This is a genomic window from Paraburkholderia sejongensis, from assembly GCF_020880815.1.
Taxonomy (GTDB): Bacteria; Pseudomonadota; Gammaproteobacteria; order Burkholderiales; family Burkholderiaceae; genus Paraburkholderia; species Paraburkholderia sejongensis.
In genome coordinates this window covers 189252-206186 of record NZ_JAJITD010000002.1, presented here as the reverse complement: position 1 = coordinate 206186, position 16935 = coordinate 189252, and the positions used below count along the sequence as shown (strand labels likewise).

The 16935-nt window shown below is 66.8% G+C and carries 13 protein-coding genes; 9 read left to right on the top strand and 4 right to left on the bottom strand.

All coding sequences use genetic code 11. The features are described from left to right. Window positions 1-67: 67 nt before the first annotated feature. From LJ656_RS04470 to LJ656_RS04455, 4 genes are read left to right on the top strand one after another with little or no spacing between them, the layout of a single operon-like run. Window positions 68-1702 carry a sugar phosphate nucleotidyltransferase gene (locus LJ656_RS04470; RefSeq protein WP_230508071.1) on the top strand — a complete coding sequence of 545 codons (1635 nt, stop codon included), beginning with the start codon at window positions 68-70 and terminating at the stop codon, window positions 1700-1702. A 52-nt stretch (window positions 1703-1754) separates the two neighbouring features. Beyond that, window positions 1755-3140 (top strand): undecaprenyl-phosphate glucose phosphotransferase, encoded by a 1386-nt coding sequence (locus tag LJ656_RS04465; protein WP_230508070.1) that lies wholly within the window; start codon window positions 1755-1757, stop codon window positions 3138-3140. Window positions 3141-3182: 42 nt separating this feature from the next. After that, window positions 3183-4322, top strand: a complete 1140-nt coding sequence (locus tag LJ656_RS04460) for a polysaccharide biosynthesis/export family protein (RefSeq protein ID WP_230508069.1) — start codon at window positions 3183-3185, stop codon at window positions 4320-4322. Window positions 4323-4371: 49 nt separating this feature from the next. Next, window positions 4372-6627: a polysaccharide biosynthesis tyrosine autokinase gene (locus tag LJ656_RS04455; RefSeq protein WP_230508068.1), complete on the top strand. Its 2256-nt coding sequence runs from the start codon at window positions 4372-4374 to the stop codon at window positions 6625-6627. A gap of 213 nt (window positions 6628-6840) precedes the next feature. Here LJ656_RS04455 and LJ656_RS04450 read toward each other — a convergent pair whose 3' ends face one another. Both LJ656_RS04450 and LJ656_RS04445 read right to left on the bottom strand, forming a co-directional pair. Next, window positions 6841-8937: a hypothetical protein gene (locus tag LJ656_RS04450; protein WP_230508067.1), complete on the bottom strand. Its 2097-nt coding sequence runs from the start codon at window positions 8935-8937 to the stop codon at window positions 6841-6843. 83 nt (window positions 8938-9020) lie between these two features. Then, window positions 9021-9737, bottom strand: a complete 717-nt coding sequence (locus tag LJ656_RS04445; protein ID WP_230508066.1) for a hypothetical protein — start codon at window positions 9735-9737, stop codon at window positions 9021-9023. Between the two features lie 352 nt (window positions 9738-10089). On the opposite strand from LJ656_RS04445, the gene LJ656_RS04440 reads away from it, so the two are divergent. From LJ656_RS04440 to groL, 3 genes are all read left to right on the top strand, one after another. Further along, a complete protein-coding gene (locus tag LJ656_RS04440; RefSeq protein WP_230508065.1) occupies window positions 10090-10485 on the top strand; it encodes a hypothetical protein in 396 nt (131 codons plus the stop codon). A gap of 425 nt (window positions 10486-10910) precedes the next feature. Further along, window positions 10911-11201, top strand: coding sequence for a co-chaperone GroES (gene groES, locus LJ656_RS04435; RefSeq protein WP_075295722.1), 291 nt, complete (start codon window positions 10911-10913; stop codon window positions 11199-11201). A 53-nt stretch (window positions 11202-11254) separates the two neighbouring features. Then, window positions 11255-12895, top strand: coding sequence for a chaperonin GroEL (groL, locus tag LJ656_RS04430; protein ID WP_230508064.1), 1641 nt, complete (start codon window positions 11255-11257; stop codon window positions 12893-12895). Between the two features lie 160 nt (window positions 12896-13055). Here the strand turns inward: groL and cysC are convergent, their stop codons facing one another. Next, entirely contained in the window at window positions 13056-13694 is a 639-nt protein-coding gene (gene cysC, locus LJ656_RS04425; protein ID WP_230508370.1) for an adenylyl-sulfate kinase, read from the bottom strand. A 118-nt stretch (window positions 13695-13812) separates the two neighbouring features. Continuing rightward, complete coding sequence (locus LJ656_RS04420; RefSeq protein ID WP_230508063.1) at window positions 13813-14676, bottom strand: hydroxymethylpyrimidine/phosphomethylpyrimidine kinase; 864 nt, start codon at window positions 14674-14676, stop codon at window positions 13813-13815. 271 nt (window positions 14677-14947) lie between these two features. Here LJ656_RS04420 and LJ656_RS04415 point away from each other — a divergent pair, with 271 nt between their 5' ends. Together LJ656_RS04415 and LJ656_RS04410 are read left to right on the top strand one after the other, a co-directional pair. After that, entirely contained in the window at window positions 14948-15118 is a 171-nt protein-coding gene (locus tag LJ656_RS04415) for a rubredoxin (RefSeq protein WP_006047743.1), read from the top strand. Between the two features lie 276 nt (window positions 15119-15394). Beyond that, window positions 15395-16801, top strand: a complete 1407-nt coding sequence (locus tag LJ656_RS04410) for a FimL-related protein (protein ID WP_230508062.1) — start codon at window positions 15395-15397, stop codon at window positions 16799-16801. Window positions 16802-16935 lie beyond the last annotated feature (134 nt).

Sequence of the window (16935 nt, the reverse complement as noted above, 5' to 3'; positions counted from 1 at the left end):
CGCGCGCCGGAATCGCGCGCCGGGATCGTCGTTCCCCGTATCTTGCAGCACCATGAGGAATCCGAATATGTTGACGCAGAGCATCGCCAGCGCCAGATCTGTCGAGCCGAACGGCACCAGCGCCGGTGCGGCCGGCGCGCGCTGCGCGCATATCGTTCCGGTGATTCTGGCGGGCGGCTCGGGCACGCGGCTGTGGCCGGTGTCGCGAGAAAATTTTCCGAAGCAGCTGATCGACGTGGTCGGTTCGGACTCGCTGTTGCAGGCGACCGCGCGACGCCTCGACGGTTTTCCGGCGGGCTGGACCATCGATGCGTCGCCGATCGTCGTGTGCGGCGAGGAGCACCGCTTCGTGATCGCCGAGCAACTGCACGAGAACGGCATCGACGCACGGCTGATCGTCGAGCCCGCGCGCCGCGATACGGCGCCCGCGCTGACGCTGGCCGCCGCGCTCGCGAGCGCGGCCGATCCCGACTCGATCCTGATCGTGATGCCGGCCGATCACGCGATCGCCGACGTGCCCGCGTTGCAGCGCGCGCTCGGTTGCGCGGCGCGCCACGCGGCGGCCGGCGCGATCGCCACGCTCGGGGTGCCGCCGACGCGGCCCGACACCGGCTTCGGCTATATCCGCATCGGCGCGGCGCTGCCCGCGGGCGGCCATGCGATCGACGGTTTCGTCGAGAAGCCGGCCGAGGAAATCGCCGCGCAGTATCTCGCGGCCGGAACGTACTGGTGGAACAGCGGCATCTTCATCGTGCGGGCGAGCGTGTGGCTCGAAGCGCTCGCGCGGCTGCGGCCCGACATGCATGCGCCGTGCGCGAGCGCGTTCACGAACGGGCGCCAGGATGGCGCGGTGTTTCGCCCCGCGCAGGACGCGTTCCTCGACGTGCCGGCCGATTCGATCGACTACGCGGTGATGGAGCGTTTGACGGAGCCGCCCGCAGGCGTGTCGCAAAGCGGCGACAGCGCGAACGAGCCCGGTAACGCCAATGCGGCCGTCAATGCGGAGGCGAGCGCAAGCAATAACGCGAGCGACAACGCAAACGCCACCCCCGCGCTGCCCGCCGGCGTGGTGATCCCGCTCGAAGCCGGCTGGTCCGACCTCGGCTCGTGGGACGCGGTGTGGGACGCGATGGAAAAAGACCCGAACGGCAATGCCGGCCGCGGCCGGGTCGCATTCGAAGGCGCGGTGTCGTGCTACGCGCATTCGGAAGGGCGGCTGGTTGCCTGCGTCGGCACCGCCAACGTGGTGGTGGTCGAGACCGCCGACGCGGTGCTGGTGGTCGACCGCTCGCACGTGCAGGACGTCAAGGGGCTGGTGTCGCGCATCAAGGCGCAGCACGCGCCCGAGGCCGACGCGCATCGCAAGGTGCGGCGTCCGTGGGGCTTTTACGATTCGATCGATCGCGGCGAGCGCTTTCAGGTCAAGCGCATCGTCGTCACGCCCGGCGCGCAGCTGTCGCTGCAACTGCATCATCACCGCGCCGAACACTGGGTCGTGGTGCGCGGCACCGCGCTCGTCACGCGCGGCGACGAACAGTTCCTGCTCAGCGAAAACGAATCGACCTATATCCCGCTCGGCACCCGTCACCGGCTCGAAAACCCCGGCAAGGTGCCGCTCGAAATCATCGAAATCCAGTCCGGCGCCTATCTCGGCGAAGACGACATCGTGAGGTTCAACGACAACTACGGCCGCTGCCCGTAAGCAGCACGCGCGCGCCGGGTGGCGCACAGGACAGGCAACAGAGGGAAGCATCATGCGCAAGTTTCAGGATCTGCTCGCGCGAATTTTCGATGTCGCGTTGGTATTGGCGGGAGCGACCGTGGCGTCGCAGATCCGCTTCGACTACCTCGGCCAGTCGGGCTTCTACTGGGCGCTGGTGATGTTTTCGGCCGCCTTCGCGCTGGCGATCTTTCCGGCCTTCGGCGTCTACGAATCGTGGCGCGGCCGCTCGAAACTCGCGCTTGCCGGCCAGGTGTCGCTCGCGTGGCTGATCGTGCAGGCCTGCGCGCTGGTGCTGATGTATTCGCTGCACCGGATCGATATCGTGTCGCGGCTGTGGTTCTCGTACTGGACCGCGACCACCGGCGGTCTGCTGATCGCATACCGGCTGATCACCCATGCGGTGCTGGCGCGCGCACGCGGCGCCGGGATGAATCTGCATCAGGTCGCGATCGTCGGCAGCGGTTCGCAGTGCGACGTGATTTTGCGCAGGATCGAGTCGGCGCCGACCGCGGGTTTCCGCGCGACCGCGGTTTTCAATACGCGGCCGGACGATTCCACGGTGACCAGTTCGCGCGTGCCGGTGTTCGACAGCGTCGACGCGCTGGCCGACTACATCCGCACCAATGACGTACACGAGTTGTGGCTGATGCTGTCGCTGTCGGAAGAGCCGCTGATCGTCGAGCTGATCGACGAGTTCCGCGACGACCTCGTGAATATCCGCTTCATGCCGGACGTGCGCAGTCATGCGTTGTTCGAGGGCAGCGGCGTCGTCGATCTGCTCGGCGTGCCGGCGATCAACCTGGTCGCCTCGCCGCTGTCGGCCAACGCGATGCTGAAGAAGGAAATTTTCGACCGCCTGTTCGCGGCCACCGCGCTCGTCGCACTGGCGCCGCTGCTGCTTGGCATCGCATTCGCGGTGAAGCTGTCCTCGCGCGGACCGGTGCTGTTCAAACAGAAGCGCAAGGGCGCGGACGGCCGGGTGTTTACGATCTACAAGTTTCGTTCGATGCGGCTGCATACCGAAGCGAAGGGCACGCTCAGTCAGGCGACCCGCAACGACAAACGGGTCACGCGAGTGGGCGCGTTTTTGCGCCGCACGAGTCTGGACGAGCTGCCGCAGTTTTTCAACGTGTTGCGTGGGGATATGTCGGTGGTCGGACCGCGCCCCCATGCGCTCGAGCACGACGACCTCTATCAGAAAGTGGTCGCGGGCTATATCAATCGCTACCGGATCAAGCCGGGGATCACGGGCTGGGCCCAGATCAACGGCTTCCGGGGTGAAACCGACCGCATCGAGAAGATGGAACGCCGCGTGGAGCATGACCTGTACTACCTGGGTCACTGGTCGTTCGCTCTCGATATGCGGATTATCGGCGCGACGATTGTCGCCGGACTGGTGCATCGAAACGCTTACTAAGACGTGGATAACAAACGCCTCGGGGCGCTAGGAGGAAATATTATGAGCTCGCTTGGTTTTCGCACGGTAGGTCTCGCGGTTTTCGCTAGTGCGGCGCTGCTCTCGGGGTGTGGGGCTGTACCCGGACAACGGATGATCACGCCTGCGTCGCTTCAGGACACGGGCGGCGAATTCAGTACCGAAGCTGCGCAGCAAAAGCAGATTCCGATTACCGATATCAATCTGACGCTGCTCAAGCAGATGCGCGCCGACCAGCAGTCGATGCAGATGTCGCCCGATGTCGCATCGCTGTTCGGCAAGCCGGCCGTCTACAAGGTCGGCCCCGGCGACGTGCTGCAGATCGTCGTGTGGGATCACCCGGAACTGGCGGCCGCGCTCGGCCAGCCGACCACCAGCTCACGCACCGGCGACGCGATGCCGGGATTCCTGATCGACGAAAACGGCGACGTGCAGTTTCCGTATGCGGGCAATCTGCACGTAGCGGGCAAGGACGTCGCGACGATCCAGCGCGAACTGCATCAGCGTCTGAGCAAGGTCTACCAGAAGCCGGAGGTGACGGTGCGGGTCGCCTCGTTCCGTAACTCGCAGGTGACGGTGGACGGCGAAGTGCGCACGCCGGGCAGCCAGTCGGTCACCGACGTGCCGCTGTCGCTGACCAACGCGATCGGCCTGAGCGGCGGCTTTACGACGACCGCGGACCGCAGCCGGGTCGAACTGATCCGCGACGGCAAGACCTATCCGCTGAATCTCGACGACATGATCAAGCACGGCCACAACCCGTCGGATATCTATCTGCGGGCCGGCGATCTGCTGCGCGTGAATGCGCGCGAGGACAGCGGCGTCTACGTGATGGGCGAGGTCAACAAGCCTGCCACGGTGCTGCCGCTGCGCAACGGTTCGCTGACGCTGTCGCAGGCGATCTCGGACGGCGGCAGCTTCGACTCGAACACCGCCGCCGCACAGCAGCTGTTCGTGATCCGCAATTCGACCAGCGACTCGCCGCAGATCTATCACCTCGACGCGAGCTCTCCGGTCGCGATGCTGCTCGCCAATCAGTTCGAACTGCAGCCGAAGGACATCGTGTATGTCGGCCAGGGCGGTCTGGTTCGCTTCAACCGCGTGCTGAACCTGCTGTTGCCGGCGATCAACGCGGCTGTCACGGGGGTGGTCGTCGCGAAGTGACGCAAGCGTCACGGGTAACCTGAACCGCCGGGCCTTGTCGGGGAACAACATGGCAATCAACTATGACGACCGCTACGACGGTCGCTATGAAACCCGTTACGCCGACGCGGCCGGGCCGGGCAGGTTGCAACTGTCGGATTACCTGAGGACGATCGTGCGCGGCCGGCGCACGATCGTCACGGTGACCCTGCTGGCACTAGTGCTCGGCGGCGCGTATGCGTTTCTCGCGCCGCCCACTTATCGCGCGGACGTGCTGTTTCACGTCGAGGACAAGGCGGCCGGTGCGAACGGGGCGGCTAGCGGTGCGCCGCCGTCGCCCGGCGGCTCCGATACGAAATCGTCGACGGCCGCGCAGATCGAGCTGCTCAAATCGCGCCTCGTCGTCGAGGAAGCGGTGCGCGCGCTGCACCTCGACATCACGGCGACGCCGCGTCGTGTGCCGGTGGTCGGCCCGATGCTCGCGGGTCTCGTGAACGGTCGGTGGGGCTTCAGATTGCCGTCGTTCGTCGATCTGTCCGGCTTCGCGTGGGGCGACGAAAGCATCGCGGTGTCGCGCTTCGATACCACGAAGCAGATGTACGACGCAAACTTCACGCTGGTCGCGGGCGCCGACCACAGCTTCGTGCTGCGCGATCCGGGCGGCAACGCGATTCTGTCGGGCCGGGTCGGCGAAACCGTGCAGACCGATACCGCCGACGGCCCCATTACGCTGCACGTCGATCAACTGAGCGGCGCGCCGGGCACGCGCTTCCGGCTCGCGCGCGCGTCGACGCTCGGCACGGTGGACCGTCTGCAGAAGACGGTGGTCGTCGAGGAAACCGCGCCGCAATCGGGCGTGATCCGCGTGAGTCTCGAAGGCGGCGACGCCGCGTTGACCGCCGCGGTCGTCAACCACATGGCGCAGCAGTTCGTGCGCCAGGACATTGCGAACCGTTCGAGCGAAACCCAGCACACGCTGGCGTTCCTCGAACAGCAACTGCCCGGCCTGCGCAAGGAACTCGACGACGCGCAGCAGCACTACGACAAATTCCGCAACGCGCACGGCACGGTCGACCTTGGCGAGGAAAACCGCCTGCTGCTGCAACAGGTCGCGGACAACAGGAACCGTCTGCTCGATCTGCAACAGCAACGCGTGCAGATGTTGCAGCGCTTCACGCCGAACCACCCGGCGGTCGCCGCGCTCGATGCGCAGATCGCCGCATTGCAGGGCGCGCAAACCAATATCAACCGCAACGTCAGCGCGGCGCCCGACACCGAGCAGACCGTGCAGCGCCTGCGGCGCGACGTGCAGATGAAAACCGAGCAGTACAACACGCTGCTCGCGAGCGTGCAGCAACTGCGCGTGACTCAGGCGGGGCAGGTGGGCGGTGTGCGGCTCGTCGATCTGGCCGAAACGCCGGACGATCCGGTGCGGCCCAGACGCCTGCTGGTGATGCTGAGCGCGCTCGGCGGCGGGCTCGCGCTCGGCATGATGCTGACCTTCTTCAGACGTGCGGTACGCGGCGGCGTCGAACGGCCCGACGAGCTCGAAGTGATGCTCGGCGTGCCGGTGTTCGCGGCGGTGCCGCGCAGCGAGAACCAGCTGCGTTTGCAGCACAGCGTTGCGCAGCGCCGTCGCGGGCAGCACGTGCTCGCGCAGCAGGCGCCCAGCGATCTCGCGGTGGAGGGCGTGCGTAATCTGCGCACCTCGTTGCAGCTGTCGCTCGCACACGCGTCCAACAACGTCGTGATGGTCACCGGCTCGCGGCCCGATGCGGGCAAGTCGTTCCTGTCGGTGAATCTGTCGGCGCTGGTCGCGTCCGCGCAGAAGCGCACGCTGATCATCGACGGCGACATGCGGCGCGGCGACGTTCATTCGCATTTCGGCATTGCGCATCAGCCGGGACTCTCGGACGTGTTGCGCGGCGCCGATCTCGAAACGGCGATCCGCCGCGACGTGCTGCCCGGTCTGGACGTGATCCCGAAAGGCACGCTGCCGACGCATCCGGCCGAGCTGCTGATGAGCCCGCGTTTCCAGTCGATGCTCGACGAGCTGAAGCCGCGCTACGACCTCGTGATCATCGATACCCCGCCGGTGCTCGCGGTCACCGATTCGACGCTGGTCGGCAGGCACGCGGGGACCACGCTGCTGGTGGTGCGGCATGGGCGGCAGCCGCTGAACGAGATTATCGAAACCGCCAAACGGCTGCGCAATGGCGGGGTTGGATTGCGCGGCGTGCTGATGACCGATGTGCCGCAGGAAGGGGCGTTTCTCGGCTCGGGATATCAGGGCGGCAATTACGGGTATGACAGTATTGCTGGGTGAGGCGTGCGGGCTGCGCGGTGGCGTGGCTCGTGGTGTTGGTGGGGAGACGAAAGGGGGCCTTGTTAGTCACGGCTTCTTATGAGGCGGTCAGATGACCTCGATGCTAAACGGCCCGATCGGCTTGCGCTGATCGGGCCGTTGCTTTTGCTGGATTCGGTCGTTGGAGTTGGATGCCGATTTGAATCGGCGTCCTGAGTGATTCGTGATTCGTGCTTAGTGATGTTGGAACAGCTCGCGGATTCTGCTGGTCAGGGTGTCCGCGACTTCGAAGACCGGTTGCGAGGTGTGCCGTTCCGACTCGTGCGCGGCAAGTGTTGCGGTGTGCTGCATGTTGCGGCCGTGCGTATCGGCCGGCGATGCTGCGCGCTGTGATTCGGCCGTAGCGATTTCGTCGCGATGACGTCGCGGCTGGACGCTGTCCGGCGGCGCGGAGATGGTCGAGGTGAGGTGCGCCTGGGGCGTCGGTGGATTGTTTTGCGCGGCTTCCGGTTGCAGCGCGACGACCGGGTTCTCGCGATGCCGCGATGCGTCGGCGCGGCGGGCGGCATGCTGTGAGTCGATCGACTGGTTGCGCTGTGACGCGCGAGACGAGTCGCCTGGCGAGACCGATGCGCGCTTCGTGTCGGCGGCTGCGATCGACGGGCGGCGCACGGCGGTGGGAGAGGGTGCGCTTGCGTTCGTTGCCGATGTCGTTGCCGATGCCGATGCCGATGCCGATGCCAATGCGAGCGGCGGCGTGGTGGCGACTCGTGGGGTTGGCGTCGCTGGTACCGCGCGCGCGGGCGATGTCTGCGGGACGGCAGCTGCGGCGGCCGGCTGTTGCGCGACGACTGTGGGCGATGGCTGCTGGGCGGTCATTGCCAGCGGCCGTTGTTGGGGTGCGGCGGCCGGCGGATGCTGTTGGGCGACGGCAGCGGAGGCCTGCTGTTGAGCAACAATCGCAGGCGGCGTTTGTTGGACGCCAGCCACGGAGGGCCGCTGCTGCGCGGCAACGGCAGGCGTCGGCTGTTGGGCGACGATCGCCGGCGGCTGGTGCTGCGCCGCTGCGATGGGCGGTTGTTGAGGGGCAACGGTCGTCGGCGCCTGCTGAGTAGCGACAGCTGGAGGCCGCTGCTGCGCGGCAACGGCAGGCGTCGGCTGTTGGGCGACGATCGCTGGCGGCTGGTGCTGCGCTGCTGCGATGGGCGGCTGTTGAGCGGCAACGGTCGTCGGCGCCTGCTGGGTAACGACAGCGGCAGGCCGCTGCTGGGCGACGGCCGCCGCCGATGGTTGTTGGACGCCGGCCGTGGAGGGATGCTGTTGCGCGGCAACGGCGGGAGACGGCAGTTGCGCGATGACCGCGGGCGGCTGGTGCTGCGCGGAGACGGTAGGGGGCTGCTGGGCAACGACGGTAGCCGGCGACTGTTGAGCAGCGGCCGCAGACGGACCTTGCTGGACCCCGATCGCGGGCGGTCGCTGTTGCGCGATAGCGGCAGGCGGCTGCGGCTGCGGCCCGCTGACCGCAGCTGTCTGCTGTGCTGCTACTGCTGCAGGCAGCGACTGCTGAGCGACGGCTTCGGGGTGCTGCGGTGGGGCGGCCATCGCAGGCGTAGATTGTTGGGCGGCAACCGCAGCGGGCTGCTGTTGTTCGACCGCGGTGGGCGGTCGTTGAGCGGCAACGGCAGCACTCGGCTGTTGGCCGGCGGTAGCAGCGGGCTTCGGCTGCGCGACCACAACAGCCGCCGGCGGTGAGCCGGCGACAGCCGAAGACCGCTGTTGACCAGCGAGGGCCGTCGGCCTTTGCTGCTCCACATCGTTACTACCCGGCGTCGGTTTCACAGCCGGGGATAGCGCCGCCGCATCCTGCGGCCCGTGCACCGCACCGGCCACTTCGACCGGCGTAGTACCGCTAGCGTCGTTGCCGTTCCGATAAGCGAGGCCACCATACACCGCGCCGATCGCGGCGAGCACCGCCGTGGTGAGCACCAGCGAGCGCCGCAGCCGCCGGGAGCCCGGCGGCACGTAGGTATCCTCGTCGATCGAGTCGTAGCGGCTCAGTTTGGTCGGCGACGGCGTACGCGCGGCCCGGCGCGCCGGCCCAGCCGACGCTGCTTGCCACGCCTGACGGGAATCGCGCGAATCGCGTGAATGACGTGGCGCGGCGAGCGCTGTCGAGCGCGCCGCGCGGGCACGGTGCTGGCCGGGTTTGTCGAAGCTGTCGAGCGGCAGCTCGTGGCATGCGGGGCACGGCGAGAAGCGCCCGGGCAACGGTACGCCGCAGTATGCGCATTGATGAAAGAACGGCTCGTCGGAGGTCGTGTCGCGCGGCATGGCCTGCTCCCCCACTGGCGTCCGCGAGCGGCGCCATCAGAAATTATTCTCGTAACGACGCCGCCAGACGGCATCGACTGGGACTACTGGACGGCGTAACCGCGTGCCTGCATGCATGCGCCGTAGGCGGCCCAATAACGTGTCATCGGCGGCTCGGGCGCCGGCAGCGGCGGCAGGGTCACGCCCGATCCCGCGTTGGCCTGCAACGAGGTATCCGCCGCGCCGGACGCGCCGGGCGCGGCGCTGGCAGTCGTGGGGGGCGTAGCGCCTGACGCCCCCGATGCCGCAGCGATAGCCGCGTTATTCTTGACGCCAGCGCCAGCGCCAGCGCCAGCGCCAGCGCCAGCGCCAGCGCCAGCACCAGCACCAGCACCAGCACCAGCACCAGCACCAGCACCAGCGCCAGCGCCAGCGCCAGCGCCAGCACCAGCGACGGCCTCATGCGCCGGTTTCACCGCCGACGCGCCATCGGGCGCGGCCGCCGTCGGCGCGCTCGCGCCGTCCGGCGCGCTTGCCGCATACGGTAGAGGGGTAGCGGAGAAGGTACTGGGCGGCAGCGGCGGTTTGGCCGGCGCGCCCGTCGACGCGCCTTTCGCCGTCGGCGCCGGGCGCGCCGGTATCTGCGGCTCGCGAACGATATTGACCTTGCTGACGCGGCTCGCTTCCGCGTAGCACAGCGCGCTGTCGACGCCCCGTTCATACGGGCTTTGACTGCGCATCGGATAGGTGAGAGGCTGCCACGCGAACGCGGCACTGCTCGTCGCGAGGAGCGTTAGTACGGTATATGTTTTGAATGCCATCGCAGTCACTCCCGCAGCGATGTTTCGCCGTTTGTTAGTGTTGTCCTTGTGGACTTTCGATGTATGTCTGCTGGTCCACATGTCGCGCGTCGTGTTCGAGTTTCGTGTCCGGTCCATCGTCGGGCACGGACGCTTCGAGGTGCGCCGCGCTCCACGTCGCTGTCCGGCAACGCGCTGCCGGGCAGGCTATCGAAAGCTGCTTTTATGAGCGTAACACCGCGAACTGGCGACGCATCGCACCGGATCACGGGCGAAAACGCCATCGTGCTGTCCATTGAGGACATCGTGTGCAACGCGGCGCGCAAGTCCGGGGCAAGCTCCGGGGCGCCATGACGGATCGTCAGGAGTCGAAATGAAAAAGCTGCCGAATTGCCGCCGTCCGCTGTGCGCGGCCGTATTGTTGTCGGTGCTGTCGCTCGCCGTGCCGCTCACCGGTCACGCGGGCGAGGAAGACGCGAACCTGCGGGTCGAGACGGCGGGCGAGCGCGCGAGCTTCGCGCAGACGTTCTGCCAGGTGTCGCCCGAGCGGATCGGCGCATATAAGGAGCGGCTCCGCACGCGCCTGACCGACGCGACCCATTTCGACCAGCATTGGGATACCGGCTGGCGCCGCGCGGAAAACACCAACCGCCAGATGAGCGCGCTGCGCGAGCGCGACCCGGCGGAATTCGCGTCGCGCATCAAGGTCAATTGCGAACGGCTGAAGTGGATGGCGCAGAATGCGCTGCGCCCGCCGGCGCGGAAATGATCGGGTGGGGCGACGCTCTTTTGTGGCCGAAAGTGCGTCGCCCGCTCATGCGAAATCGGCTCGGGGTTTTCCCTGGGCTGCCATCCGCAGTTGCTGCCGGACCCGGCGGGACCGGCAGCTTTAGCCGGACTCACGCGGGGACGGGGCGCTTTATTCAGACCGCCGAAGTGTTGTAAATCCTTGTTTTTGCGAGACTTGGCCCGCGCCGGAAGCCCTCGTGCGGGCGTGGCCGCCGGGCGCGGTGAGGGTCAAATTGCTGCCCGCGACCGCGCCGAAATTCCGCCATTGCCCACTTCTTGAATTTGTCACTACCCGTCCATATAATTAGCACTCGCTGCACGAGAGTGCTAACAACATCGCCGGTTGGCCCCGCCAGCCGGGTCTTTCTCAGCGTTCTTCAGTCCCAATCCAAGAGAGGAGTATGTATGAACCTTCGTCCTTTGCATGATCGCGTGATCGTCAAGCGTCTGGATCAGGAAACCAGGACCGCGTCGGGCATCGTGATTCCCGAAGCTGCCGCAGAAAAGCCGGACCAAGGCGAAATCCTCGCAGTCGGCCCGGGCAAGCGTGACGACAAGGGCGCGCAGATCGCTCTCGACGTCAAGGTCGGCGACCGCGTCCTGTTCGGCAAGTACGCAGGCCAGACCGTCAAAGTCGACGGCAACGAACTGCTGGTGATGCGCGAAGAAGACATCATGGCCGTGGTGCAGAAGTAAGCGCAACGTCGCTACTTCCCCGGTTATATCTCAAGAATTCAAGGAGTTAGAAGATGGCAGCTAAAGACGTCGTATTCGGTGATTCCGCCCGTGCCAAGATGGTCGAAGGCGTGAACATTCTGGCCAACGCCGTGAAGGTCACGCTGGGTCCGAAGGGCCGCAACGTGGTCCTCGAGCGCAGCTTCGGCGGCCCGACGGTCACCAAGGACGGTGTGTCGGTCGCTAAAGAGATCGAACTGAAAGACAAGCTCCAGAACATGGGCGCGCAAATGGTCAAGGAAGTCGCTTCCAAGACCAGCGACAACGCAGGCGACGGCACGACGACCGCTACGGTTCTCGCGCAATCGATCGTCCGCGAAGGCATGAAGTACGTCGCATCGGGCATGAACCCGATGGACCTGAAGCGCGGTATCGACAAGGCTGTTGCAGCTGCGATCGAAGAGCTGCGCAAGATCAGCAAGCCGTGCACGACCAACAAGGAAATCGCTCAGGTCGGCGCGATCTCGGCGAACAGCGATTCGTCGATCGGCGATCGTATCGCTGAAGCGATGGACAAGGTCGGCAAGGAAGGCGTGATCACCGTCGAAGACGGCAAGTCGCTGCAGGACGAGCTCGACGTCGTCGAAGGTATGCAGTTTGACCGCGGCTACCTGTCGCCGTACTTCATCAACAACCCGGACAAGCAAGTTGCCGTGCTCGAGAACCCGTTCGTGCTGCTGCACGACAAGAAGGTCTCGAACATCCGTGATCTGCTGCCGGTGCTCGAGCAAGTCGCGAAGGCTGGCCGTCCGCTGCTGATCATCGCTGAAGACGTCGAAGGCGAAGCTCTGGCAACGCTGGTCGTCAACAACATCCGCGGCATCCTGAAGACCGTCGCCGTCAAGGCACCGGGCTTCGGCGATCGTCGTAAGGCGATGCTGGAAGACATCGCGATCCTGACCGGCGGTCAGGTCATCGCTGAAGAAACCGGCCTCACGCTCGAGAAGGCAACGCTGGCCGAACTGGGCCAGGCGAAGCGCATCGAAGTGGGCAAGGAAAACACCACGATCATCGACGGCGCTGGCGAAGCGGCGAACATCGAAGCTCGCGTCAAGCAAGTGCGCAAGCAGATCGAAGAAGCGACCTCGGACTACGACCGTGAAAAGCTGCAAGAGCGCGTTGCCAAGCTGGCAGGCGGCGTTGCAGTGATCAAGGTCGGTGCTGCGACCGAAGTCGAAATGAAGGAAAAGAAGGCACGTGTCGAAGACGCTCTGCACGCAACGCGCGCAGCTGTGGAAGAAGGCATCGTGGCTGGCGGCGGCGTTGCGCTGATCCGCGCACGTACGGCGATCGCCGGCCTGAAGGGCGCTAACGCCGATCAGGACGCAGGTATCAAGATCGTGCTGCGCGCGATGGAAGAGCCGCTGCGCCAGATCGTCACGAACGGCGGCGAAGAAGCCAGCGTCGTGGTGGCAGCTGTTGCTGGTGGTCAAGGCAACTACGGCTACAACGCAGCGACCGGCGAGTACGTCGACCTGGTCGACGCTGGTGTTGTGGACCCGACCAAGGTCACGCGCACCGCGCTGCAGAACGCAGCTTCGGTTGCCGGCCTGCTGCTGACGACCGACGCAGCTGTCTGCGAACTGCCGAAGGAAGACGCGCCGATGCCTGGCGGCATGCCCGGCGGCATGGGCGGCATGGGCATGGACATGTAATTCGGCTCGGGTCTCGCGGTTTCGCCTCGCGGCGCAATCGCAATCAGGACCTGGTCGGATGTCCATCCGGGAGGCGCGCGGCGACGCGTGCCTCCCAAAAGCAAAAACCCGCGTTCGCGCGGGGTTTTGCTTTTGGGGCCGACAAAAAACCTTCTCGAACTCAGGTCCCCGCTGCGCGATTGGTTCGCTGCGCCGGCCTGACGAGACCCTTGTCGCGCAGGTAGCCGACAATCCGCGCGACGCTTTCAGCCGGGCTCGAAGTGCCGGTGTCGATTTGCAGATCAGGCGCCGCCGGTGCTTCGTAGGGCGCCGATACCCCCGTAAACGAGCTGATCTCGCCAGCGCGTGCTTTCGCGTACAGCCCCTTCGGGTCGCGCGCTTCGCACGTGGCGAGCGACGCGCACACATACGTCTCGATGAATTTGTCCGCGCCGATGATCGAGCGCGCCATCTCGCGGTCGGCGCGGATCGGCGAGATCAGCGCGGCAATCACGATCAGGCCGGCGTCGTTCATCAGTTGCGCGACGTGCGCGACGCGGCGGATGTTTTCCCGACGGTCCTCGCGCTCGAAGCCGAGATCGCTGGCGAGGCCGTGCCGGACATTGTCGCCGTCGAGCACGTAGCACGCGTGGCCGAGCGCGATCAACTGCTGTTCGAGCGCGAACGCGAGCGTCGATTTGCCGGCGCCGGACAGGCCGGTCAGCCAGATCGTCGCCGGTTGCTGGCCGAGCAGGCGGGTGCGGTCCCGGGCAGGCACGGTGCTGCGAACACGTTGCAGGAGGTTCGGCGGCTGTTTCATCGTGATCAAGATGTATCAAAACCTGCATTTAAATGAAAAACCCGCCTGACAGCGGGTTTTTTTCACAGCGGCTTGCCTGAAGCAGGCTCAGCCCTCGCCTATGCGCGGCTGACCCCGATCAATGCCGCGCCTCGCCGGGCGCCGTGCCTTTGCCGGGTGCCGGCGGGGTTTCGTCGTCGTCGCTGCTGCGAGCCCAGAAGAAGCGGTCCGGCATATACGAGCCCATCCCGGGCCGGAACGCATTGCGCACCGCCTGATACAGATACTCCTGGCTCTCGCGTACCGCCTCCGCGGGCTCCTGGCCGTTGGCCAGCAACGCGGCGATCGCCGACCCGAGCGTGTCGGTCAAGCCGGTCAGCCGATGGCTCGCGCGGTCCCACGTGTCCTGGCGCAACTGGCCGTCTTCGCTGAACAGCGTGTTGACGAGCCGGTGCGAGCCGGTTTCCGTCGACAGAATGTACTCGCAGCCCTGCGACAGCAGATGCGAGATCGCCGCATCGAGGCTCGGCGCTTCGGCGTCGCCATCGGGCTGCGCCAGCGCGAGCAGCGTCGCCGCATCGGCGACCAGCAGCGTGGTTTGCGGCGCGAGCAGATCGGCGATCGCTTCGCGTAGTTCGTCGGCGGCGAGCACGTGTTCGTCGTCGAGCGTGAAATCGGGGGCGAGGATCAGCGGGATGTCGTCGTAGTCTGCGACCACTTCGGCGATCGCGCTGACCACTTCGGCACGGGTGCACGCGCCGACCTTGAACGCGGCGACCGGCATGTCCTCGAGCAGCATGCGCGCCTGGGTCGCGACGACGTCCGGGTCGAGGCCGGTGACTTCGTCGCAGTTGGCCGAGTCGCGCACGGTGTATCCCGTGAGCACGGAGACGCCGTGACAGCCCATGCTGGCAAGAGTCATCAGGTCGGCTTGCAGGCCGGACCCGCCGGTCGGGTCGGAGAGGCCGAAGGTGAGGACGATCGGAGGCGTGTCGCTGGGCATGAATTGAGTAAAAGGTGCGGTTTTCGGCGCGCGAGGCGCAATTGGCTCAATTATGCGGCCTAAACCGCGCCGGGGGCGTTTTTTCGCGCGGGCCCCGGCGCGCGCGCCGTTACGTGGCATGACGCCGCAAGCGTCGCGAAAGGCGTCCGCGGACGCCCCGCCGGAGGCCGGCGCACGCTACGATTGCGCGTTTTCGATTGCTAGGCATGGGGGCGCCAACACGGTACCATCATGGCTCCCGTTTCCACGGACTCAACGACGCGACACAAGAATGGAATATCAAAGCTGGATGTGCCTGATTTGCGGCTGGATTTACGACGAAGAAGCCGGCTTGCCGGACGAAGGCATTGCGCCGGGCACGCGCTGGGAAGACGTTCCCATCAACTGGACCTGCCCGGAGTGCGGAGCCCGCAAGGAAGACTTCGAGATGGTGCAGATCTGAAGCTTGCCGGGCCGCCGGCTTCGGCCGGCTGATCCCAGCTCCGGGTTGTGATGCAGGTTGCAGTCTGATTCTCGTTGGTTTCTCTGGTCTTTCCGGGCCGGCCGCGTTGAAGCTTGACGCCGCCGGCACCGAGTCTCATCCTGGCGGCGCGGAACATCGTTGGGCGCGCCGTGTCGCAACGGTAGTCCGTGATTGTCCTGTCGCTGGTTCGCGCGTTGGCCGAGCACTGTGCAGCGTGCGCGAAGCGACGATCCGTCAGCTTCGTGCCGCCTGCCCATGACTCTTCGATCCGCAGCACCCGTTTCCCTCGATGCCCTGCCTAACCCGCGCGGCGGTGCGGTCCGCGCCGCCGAGCTGGCGCTCGCCGAGGCGTCGCTTGCATTCGAGCGGCACGCCGAAAGCGGCGCCGCGTTGCTGCGGGCGTCCTATGCGTTGCGCACCGCCGGCTGGTTCAGCGCGCAGCGTTTCGTCGATGCGCTGGTGCGGCTGTCGCCGCTTGCCGGCGCCGAGGCGGCCGAGGCGGAAAGCGCCCGCCCGGTGTTCGGCGCGGCGCTGCACGAATTGCGCGCGGCGCTCGAGCGCCACAATCTGCGCGAGCTGAGCTGCTCGCCGACACTGTTCCATCACTACTGCGAACTGTGCGCGCAACTGGCCGACCACATGCCCGGTTCCGCGATCGGCTTCGAAGACCTCGCGCTGTGCGCGCGGCCGGTGCCGCCGGCGTCCATGCACGCGCACCCGGCCGAGCTGCTCGCGCATCTGCGGGTCCGCTACGAGCGCGCGCTGCTCCCGGTGCTGCGTTCGCAGGCGGACACCGGCAGCGCGGTCGCGCTTGCCGTCACCGATGCCGGCCTCGACGAACTCGACGCGGTGTTCGTCGAACTGGCCGGTCCCGATCCGTATGACTTCTGGCGGCTCGCGCGAGCCTGCGCGAAGGCCTTGCGCGCGCGCGGCCACGCGGCCCGCGACACCGACACCCGGCGCTTTTACGCGCGCTGCAATCTGGCGCTCGCCGATCACGCGCGCGGCATCGAGCGGGCGCCGCGCTCGCTGGTGCGCGCGACGCTCGCGCTGCTGTGGCGCGACTACGCGCTGTTCGGCGCGGCCGCGGAAGACGCCGGGCAGGTCGAGGTGCTGCGCGATTACGGGCTGACCGTCGACTGGCACGTGGCCGCCACGCAGTCGTCGGAGATGCTGTGGGAGGCGGGCGCGCAGCAGGCTCAGGCGCTGTCGTCGACACGCGAGCTAGGCGTGCTGACCGTCAACGCAAATGCTTACGAAGACTTTCTGCAGACCGCCGACGCGTCGATCCAGGCGTTGGCCGCCCATGCGCGCGCGGCCGATCAGCCGGAGAAGGCCGACCCGAGCGAAGCACTGCAGGCGGGCGATGCCGCTTACCGGCTCGGCGCCGCGGCCTGCGCGCTCGGCCTCGGTCACGTCGCTTTGCTCGCCGATGCGCTGGGGCTCGCGTGGCGGCGTCGCGCGCATGCGGGCGTCGCGACGCCGGCGGTGCGCGCGCATGTGATCGTCGGCGCGCCGCCGGCGGCGACGCTCGAACAGGCCGCAGAAGTGTTGCGCGCGACGCTGCACCAGGTCGCCGCGGGCGTCGCGCCGGCCGGCGGCGGGCAGTTGCAGGCGACGCTTGGCGCGCTCACCCGTGCGATCGAGCAGGGCGGCGCGTAAGCGCGCTTTCGAGCCTGCCCGGCGGCGGGACCCGGGCGCGGGGTACGCAGGCCGAGCGCACGTCGCAGATGCGATGCGATTCCAGATGCAACGGACCGGGTGACGACTGCCGAACCTTGCGCGGTCGCGCCGCG

Excerpts from the sequence above, each read along its gene's own strand:
- LJ656_RS04450 (WP_230508067.1), bottom strand. The coding sequence starts at position 8,937 with ATGCCGCGCGACACGACCTCCGACGAGCCGTTCTTTCATCAATGCGCA.
- LJ656_RS04460 (WP_230508069.1), top strand. The coding sequence starts at position 3,183 with ATGAGCTCGCTTGGTTTTCGCACGGTAGGTCTCGCGGTTTTCGCTAGT.
- groES (WP_075295722.1), top strand. The coding sequence starts at position 10,911 with ATGAACCTTCGTCCTTTGCATGATCGCGTGATCGTCAAGCGTCTGGAT.
- LJ656_RS04420 (WP_230508063.1), bottom strand. The coding sequence starts at position 14,676 with ATGCCCAGCGACACGCCTCCGATCGTCCTCACCTTCGGCCTCTCCGAC.
- LJ656_RS04465 (WP_230508070.1), top strand. The coding sequence starts at position 1,755 with ATGCGCAAGTTTCAGGATCTGCTCGCGCGAATTTTCGATGTCGCGTTG.
- LJ656_RS04470 (WP_230508071.1), top strand. The coding sequence starts at position 68 with ATGTTGACGCAGAGCATCGCCAGCGCCAGATCTGTCGAGCCGAACGGC.
- LJ656_RS04440 (WP_230508065.1), top strand. The coding sequence starts at position 10,090 with ATGAAAAAGCTGCCGAATTGCCGCCGTCCGCTGTGCGCGGCCGTATTG.
- LJ656_RS04445 (WP_230508066.1), bottom strand. The coding sequence starts at position 9,737 with ATGGCATTCAAAACATATACCGTACTAACGCTCCTCGCGACGAGCAGT.
- groL (WP_230508064.1), top strand. The coding sequence starts at position 11,255 with ATGGCAGCTAAAGACGTCGTATTCGGTGATTCCGCCCGTGCCAAGATG.
- cysC (WP_230508370.1), bottom strand. The coding sequence starts at position 13,694 with ATGAAACAGCCGCCGAACCTCCTGCAACGTGTTCGCAGCACCGTGCCT.
- LJ656_RS04410 (WP_230508062.1), top strand. The coding sequence starts at position 15,395 with ATGACTCTTCGATCCGCAGCACCCGTTTCCCTCGATGCCCTGCCTAAC.
- LJ656_RS04415 (WP_006047743.1), top strand. The coding sequence starts at position 14,948 with ATGGAATATCAAAGCTGGATGTGCCTGATTTGCGGCTGGATTTACGAC.
- LJ656_RS04455 (WP_230508068.1), top strand. The coding sequence starts at position 4,372 with ATGGCAATCAACTATGACGACCGCTACGACGGTCGCTATGAAACCCGT.